At 41.9% G+C, this 5,197-nt stretch carries 2 protein-coding genes and 2 pseudogenes; 2 read left to right on the top strand and 2 right to left on the bottom strand.

Annotated elements, in window-relative coordinates:
- A pseudogene (locus tag RRG12_RS41285) lies at positions 1-388 on the top strand (MFS transporter); the annotation flags it as partial.
- Between the two features lie 43 nt (positions 389-431).
- Here the strand turns inward: RRG12_RS41285 and RRG12_RS41280 are convergent.
- Complete coding sequence (locus RRG12_RS41280) at positions 432-2,654, bottom strand: hypothetical protein (RefSeq protein WP_420759033.1); 2,223 nt, start codon at positions 2,652-2,654, stop codon at positions 432-434.
- Between the two features lie 562 nt (positions 2,655-3,216).
- A complete protein-coding gene (locus tag RRG12_RS41275) occupies positions 3,217-4,401 on the bottom strand; it encodes a hypothetical protein (protein WP_420759034.1) in 1,185 nt (394 codons plus the stop codon).
- Positions 4,402-4,924: 523 nt separating this feature from the next.
- Here RRG12_RS41275 and RRG12_RS41270 point away from each other — a divergent pair.
- Positions 4,925-5,197, top strand: a pseudogene (locus tag RRG12_RS41270) (hypothetical protein); the annotation flags it as partial.

Below are 5,197 nucleotides of genomic sequence, written 5' to 3'. Positions count from 1 at the left end.
CATTGGTGCGAGACAAGTTTTCTTTTTGGATGCTCTCAGCTTTGCGATGCCTGCGGCGAGCGTAGCTATCGCGGCAGTCTTAATCTTCACCCTACCAGGTCAGCTCGTCGTTGCACAAAATCAACAGCCTTCCAGGACAACACGCCGAACATGGGGAGACATTAAAGACGGTACAACTCGCCTGCTTACAGATGCACCTATTCGTTACGCGCTAGCGATGCAGTTAGTCGCATCAATTGCCGGAGCGCAGATATTAGTAAATACTGTTGGCTATGTTCAAGGTACACTCAAATTGGGAGAAGTGCAGTACGGCTGGGTGATGGCAGCTTTTGGGATTGGTGCAACCCTGTGTGCAGTTGCGGTTGGTACGTTCAATAGAAGTTTGCCACCGTATAGGCATCCAAATCACTCTCACCTGTGAAATTCAGCCATCACGTCTCACCTTCTTGAAACACCAACTCCAACGAAAACGGTAGACACCCAGGATTGGCAGCTGCCCACTCATTGGCTTCTGCAATTAGAGTTTTGTTACCTGAATCGAGATAAAATTGCATTTTGGCACTCTGCTCCAGTTTTTCCCGTTCCTTGCCCCCAATTAAGCATCGTGCAATCAGGCAGTACTCTCTAGCTACACGTTTGGCGTAAGATGCTGCTTGGAGTCGCAACTTAGTCAGATTCTTCAGTTCTGACAAAGCGAGAGTTGCTGCTGAATCGCTTGAAGGTGTACTTTGTTCGCTAACTTCGGCTTTTTGTGACGTTTCAGGCGGCACAATTGCAGGTGTAGGCGCAGTAAGCGGAATAGTAACAGAATTGATTAATAAGTTTTTGTTATTGTAATTTTCAGCCGCGCTGGGGTTAGAAAGGTATTTGAAATTCTTATCTGAAGTACTTTCATTAAGATTTTCAGCTAATTCTATAATCTTTGAAGAAACTAATGAATTATCAGAATTATTGACACCTGAAGTTAAAGACAGATCCTGTGGTTGCAATAAATTCAATTCTTCGGAATTCTTAATTTTCTCAGATTCATCTTGTACCTGTAGTACAAATAATTCTCCTTGAGACTCAGCAACTTCTTCAAAGATTGCTGCTGCCAACTGCCCTGTAGGGGCATCGGCAGCAGGAGGTAAACAGTTACAAAAAACCTTCATATAGTAAAAATGACCGTCATTTTCCTTTTCGTAAGGATTTTGAGCAGTCTGCTTGGCAAATGAGTTTTCAAAACTATTAAATTGCTCGTCATTGCTTGATTGATAAGGCTTTGAGGTATTTTCTGCCCACGGGTCTAAGATGTAGCGTGTGGGATGCCACAAATGCAAGTGCTTTTGTAGTGTCTCTTGTGAGATAGTTTTGTGAAAGCGGCGCTTGTATTCAGCACGTATCACTTTACCCCGTTCAGTAGCCCCTACTGGCAACCCTCTATCCCACTCTATTGCCCTTACTACTATCTGGATGCGTTTTTGGGCTTTTTGGCTGCGTTCCCAGTTCTGTTGCTTACGACGGTCAAATGGGATTACGTTGTCTTTGGGTTTATCAATGCTGCTAATGCCTGCTATGGCTTCTGCAAATGTGTTGGCGAATGTACCCAACAACCTTTCGGGATAACTAATGTAGGCGCTGTACCATTTGTTGCGAATTGTGGATTCTACCCAATGCCGCACTCTAGCTTCGATTTCGTGTTGGTGTCGGCAATATTGGCTGTAGCCTGGGGCGTTAATTGCGGTAGTAAGGCAAAATTCAACTAATTTATCACTCTCTAAGTCTAAAAAGACGATTCCGTACCCTACGAAGATTTGTAGGAGGGTGTTTGTTTGTCCTTTTCCTGTCCAGCCTGTGCTGATGATTTCTTCCCAGTTGGCACGCCACTGTACAACGTCAGCAGATTCTTGCTTGCGATATCTCTCCCGTGAAATTTGTTTTTTGGCTTTGTTCGCTACCCGTTTTAGTTTGGTTAAATCTTGCCGACTGGCCGCGCGATCGCAATAATCGAGGAAGATAGAAACTGAGTCGCTAATTGGTTGTAGGTCATCATTAAGTAAAAATGACCCGCTACCCGGTTGCATGGGGCAACGGATGGCTTTGTAGTTAGTTATTTGTTTGGCACTATATGGTTTGGTATTGGGGAAGATTTCTAGGTGTCCTTGGCGCAGGATAAAGCTTGCGTTTCTTAAGGTAATCTCTAGGGCGCAGGCTAGGGGAAAGGTGGGTAGGGGGGATGCGAAGCTTAGGATTAGGTGATAACCGCCACTAAAGCTGGACTGGAGGATGATGATATCGACTATGCCGATGTCCTCTAGCACCGCTTTGATGCGATTTATGGATTCAATGTTATGGTAGTCGCCTTCTAGGTCTAAATCGATTGTGGCGTAACGTGTTGTGTCGTTAAAGCGCAGACCTACTAGTTTCGACTTGTCTTGGTGCAGGTTCCACAGTTGGGAGGGTTGGAGATAATAATCGATAGTGCGCCATGCTGGTTTTACACCTTGTGCTTGATTTGGGGCAATTATCGCCCCAAATGGATGCCAAAAGCGCTCTACGTAGCGTTTACCCACGGATTCTGCGGGCAGGTGGGGTTTGATTTTCTTTTTTGAAGGCTGTGAAAGACTTAATTGGGGCTTGTTCTCAACATCTGAAGAGAAATTTTCTTGGAACATGAGTGACTGTCCTGATGATTTTTGTGCATCAGGTAGCCTCGCTGTTGGTCAAAATGTGTTAGCCTAAATTTGAAATTTTATTTTGAATTAAGCGGTTGGTTATCCGCTTGTTGGAGGCGACTGGTAATCGTCTCGTGGTTGAAAGCAAACAAAGCTTTATACTTGTTTAGGCTTAGACATACGTAGGCTTAGACTGGCATTTAGTCCAACACGCTTCACCAACAACAATGCGACTACCCAACTTTTTTTTGGTAATTATTTAAATGAGGCAGTTCGAGCGAAGTTGTCACTAAATCGACATTCTTAGTTTTGGGATAACAATGCAAAGCTAGTAACACCCACAAGCGTCACCCCGCATTGGCTCTTATTAGTACAACTGGTGAAGATGAAATTGCTCATACTCCACCACCGAGTTAAAAAACAAAAAACAGTCAAATATCTTGATACGAGTTCAGCACCCACAATAGTGAACTCGTATTGCAATTAGTATTGAGATGCTAATCTAGTAAGTAATGTTAAATTGTGGGATAAATTCTCTGCTAGATTAACTGCTTACAGCTACCTATGCAGCACAAATCTTATCCTTTTTTCTATTTGTAGAAACTTCCATTGCTTTCATTTGGGTCTTATAATCTTCCCAAGTTTTTTCAAATACGTCAGACTCATACATCCGCAATAAAACCTCCTCTTTATCAGTTAAATTAGGAAGTTTCAACAACTCCGCCAAAGACACTTGAACTGGGAAAACATCACTAAACTTTTGCATTAAGTGAAATATTCTCTTCCTCTGTGACGCAGATGGTTCATCCTGCAATTCTGCATCAATTTGTCGCGGACGTAGATTCACAATTTCTAGGCTCATATTCCCTAAATTCCTCAATCCAAACACAACAAACTCATTAGTTATACCAATAACCCGTCCCACAATTTCCAACTCGGGCCGCAGTCTCTTTTTGAATTGATATACTTGGTCAAGCTGGAAACGTCGAAACGGATTGCGCTCGCCATTCAGCATCCAAGCAATACCATCGCCTATACTACCTATCTCCGTAGCCTCCAGAAGGTCTATTACCTGGTAACAGATATCTTGATTACAAACAAACTTGTATGCTGCATCAATACTTCGGTTAAACTCCATCTCCAGTGCAACAACTGCCTTAAATTTTTCCAGTTCTCGTAATTGAGAAATAAACTCAAAAACTTTCTTACCCTTGTGATAACTACCAACGCTTATATTTAGATTCTCCGAGACCTCCTGAATCACTCGCTTGCCCTTCCCTAATTGAGACTTACTCTCAGTTACCGAATGATTCAAATTTGAATCATTCGATTGATTCAAACGACGAGCGCTTTGGCGCTGTCTTTCTTTCGCTTGGGGACGAAGTACGCTCTCCCAGTACTGCCCCTCGTGAAATTTCTGGTAATGAGTCTTCCCACCTTCGCGATGAAGATTAAAGTCAAGCACTAGTTTCAAATCTTCTTCAGGCGAACCAGACTCGACAAATTCCACTTTCACAGTGGAAATTCCTAACTGGCGAGCTATCTGCAAGCGACACTTACCTGCCAAGACTACATTGACACCAGTACGTGCAGATACCTTTAAAGATTCAAGAATCCCTTTTTCAGAGATACTTTTTTCTAAAGCCGGACGTTCCTCATTCTCACCATATATTTCTATCAGCTTCGGATGAACAACCAACTCCGCAGGTGAAATATATACAATTGCCGGATTCTTCACCTCAGACATATTTATACTCCGGGTCACAAATTGTCACTCAAAAGATAGGTTCCATCTTGAAAAACCTAAGCAGAAAGCAGAAAAATCTTAACCAGCAAGACTTATAGCACTTTCATCCCTTGGAAAAAGTGACAAGTTGAAAAAATAATTAAATCTTGTAAATGGCAAAGGATTAACTACCAGAAAAACTCAAGGGAGAGAATTTTCTCGCGCAGTAAACTATTATTCCCAACCCATTGAAAACCAATATGACTGAAGAGATATTTAAATTACTGGCATTTAAAAAAAAGCATCTATCTAAAGATAGATTTGTAAAACTGGGTAAATTCATGATATGATGGCTCTAGATAACTAAATTGACAAAACAAAGTTCCGTCCTGTTTTAGTAACAGGTGGGGTTGTTTTTTCCTCAAAGCCCTGTTTGCAGCAGGGCTTTGAGTGAATCTTTAGGAAAAATGAACTCTACAAAAAAAGTATATCAGGCTTCATTCGATTTGGCAAAATTGTAGGTTTAAGCGGGGTAAATACTAAAATGCCTCATATTCAAGTATTGAATCCTATTGAAAAGCAAGTATTAGAGAATATAGCAGCCACCGGCAGCGATGAAATGATCAAGAGAGCAAACATCCTGCTAGAACTTAATCGTGGGGAAAATCATAAAAATATAGTAAAAAAACTTGGTATAGCGAAGCAAACAGTAACAAACTGGAAGAAAAAGAGGACATCTTGTAACATAACATCGGCAACATTGGAAGATGCGATAGCAGATGATATATATTGTATTAGGTGTGAACGCACGCAGACA

It is taken from the genome of Nostoc sp. CALU 546 (assembly GCF_048836525.1).
This window is presented reverse-complemented; position numbering and strand designations above follow the sequence as displayed.

Coding starts and splice junctions, on each gene's coding strand:
- RRG12_RS41280 (WP_420759033.1), bottom strand. CDS start 2,654: ATGTTCCAAGAAAATTTCTCTTCAGATGTTGAGAACAAGCCCCAATTA.
- RRG12_RS41275 (WP_420759034.1), bottom strand. CDS start 4,401: ATGTCTGAGGTGAAGAATCCGGCAATTGTATATATTTCACCTGCGGAG.